The following is a 1,782-nucleotide window of genomic DNA, read 5'->3' as shown; positions in this document are numbered from 1 at the left end:
ACCGCGTGCGGCTCTTGACCGGCGAAACCGTGACGGCGAAATACGTGCTGATCGCGACCGGCGGCCAGCCCAATCACGGGCCGGAAATTCCCGGCATCGAGCATGTGATCTCCTCGAACGAGGCGTTTCACCTGGAGGAGCTGCCGAAGCGCATCGTGATCCAGGGCGGCGGCTACATCGCGCTCGAATTCGCCTGCATCTTCGCCGGCTACGGCTCCGACGTCACCCTGGTCTATCGCGGCGACAATATTTTGCGCGGTTTTGACGAAGATGTCCGCAGCCATGTTCGCGCCGAGATGGAAAAGCGCGGCATCACCATTCTCACCGGCTGCACCGTCAATAAGGTCGATCGGATCGACCGGCCCGGCGCCGAATACACCACCCATCTGTCGAACGGGTCTTCGCTGGCGTCGGAAAAGGTGATGTTCGCGATCGGCCGGCATCCCAACGTCGCCAACCTCGGCCTGGAAAAGGCCGGCGTCGCCATCAATCCGAAAAATGGCGGCATCGCCGTCGACGGCTGGTCGAAAACCTCCGTGCCGAACATCTACGCGATCGGCGACGTCACCCACCGCGTCAACCTGACGCCGGTGGCGATCCGCGAGGGCCATGCCTTCGCCGACACCGTGTTCGGCAAGCGCCCGGTCGAGGTCGATCACGCGACGATTCCGACCGCGGTGTTCTCGCAGCCCGAGATCGGCACGGTCGGCCTGACCGAGGCCGAGGCTCGAGCCCAGTTCTCCAACGTCGACATCTACAAGTCCGATTTCCGCCCGATCAAGTCCACCATGTCCGGCCGCGACACCCGCATCCTGATGAAGCTCGTGGTCGACGCCACCTCCGATCGCGTCGTCGGCTGCCACATCGTCGGCGACACCGCCGCCGAAATCATCCAGGCGGTCGCGATCGCCGTGAAGATGAAAGCGACCAAGGCCGATTTCGATGCGACCTTTGCGCTGCATCCGACGGCCGCGGAGGAGCTGGTGACGATGCGGACGCCGACGGCGAGGTATGTGAGGGCGGCGGCGGAGTAGCAAATGTAGCTCGGATAAGCGAAGCGACATCCGGGTTTGTTCAGTCCCCGCATGTCGCTGCGCTCATGCAGGGTACTTGCTGAGGTAGGATGCCCATTATGACGATCCCCGAAATTGAAGAGACAGCTAAAGCAACGCAGGAAGTTGCTAAAACCGCAGGCAAAGCAATTGATGCCACAAGAGAACTAGGCGGCTTTTTTTCAAGAATATTCGGCGGCCCGCTAACGCAGTTGGTCGGTATTGGCGAAGATCATTTGACGGCCTATCGCCTGACCCGCCAGCTTCGACTTGCGAAGCGGTACGCAGAAATTCGAAGCGAACTTGGTCTTGATGGCAAGACGAAAGTCGTTGAATTGAAGTTTGGTCTCCCTTTGATAGCAGCGGCCAGCATAGAGAACGACGACACCCTGCAAGATTTGTACGCACGACTATTAATCACCGCGACAGACCCGACTAGCAAGATTCAAGCTAGGCGGGCATTTGTTTCGATCCTACAAGATTTAGCGCGTAGGATGGGTGGAGCGAAGCGATACCCATCAATGTATGGAGGTGAAGGGTTTCGCAACGGACTCAACCCATCCTACCTATTGGAAGACTATCATTGAGGAAAGCGCGTAGGGCGGGTTGAGCCGAAGGCGTAACCCGCCTCTTTATCTGCGGTGAACGGCGGATTACGCCTTCGGCTACAATCCGCCCTACGGGTTGGATCGAGGGCGACGCCATCGACGTCGATCTGGAAGACTATCAT

2 protein-coding genes are annotated in these 1,782 nt (G+C 59.3%); both read left to right on the top strand.

Annotation, left to right across the window (positions count from 1 at the left end; all coding sequences use genetic code 11):
- Positions 1-1,034 (top strand): FAD-dependent oxidoreductase (locus tag WCE35_RS09860; RefSeq protein WP_424593155.1); only part of this gene is annotated, 1,034 nt, incomplete at its 5' end.
- 98 nt (positions 1,035-1,132) lie between these two features.
- A complete protein-coding gene (locus WCE35_RS09855) occupies positions 1,133-1,639 on the top strand; it encodes a hypothetical protein (protein ID WP_424593154.1) in 507 nt (168 codons plus the stop codon).
- Positions 1,640-1,782 lie beyond the last annotated feature (143 nt).

Source organism: Bradyrhizobium sp. (genome assembly GCF_049691595.1).
Taxonomy (GTDB): domain Bacteria; phylum Pseudomonadota; class Alphaproteobacteria; order Rhizobiales; family Xanthobacteraceae; genus Bradyrhizobium.
Note: the sequence above shows the minus strand (reverse complement) of the source record. Positions and strands in the feature narration are given on the sequence as shown.

What these genes read in the sequence shown, in the direction of transcription:
- WCE35_RS09855 (WP_424593154.1), top strand. Translation starts at nt 1,133, where the DNA reads ATGACGATCCCCGAAATTGAAGAGACAGCTAAAGCAACGCAGGAAGTT.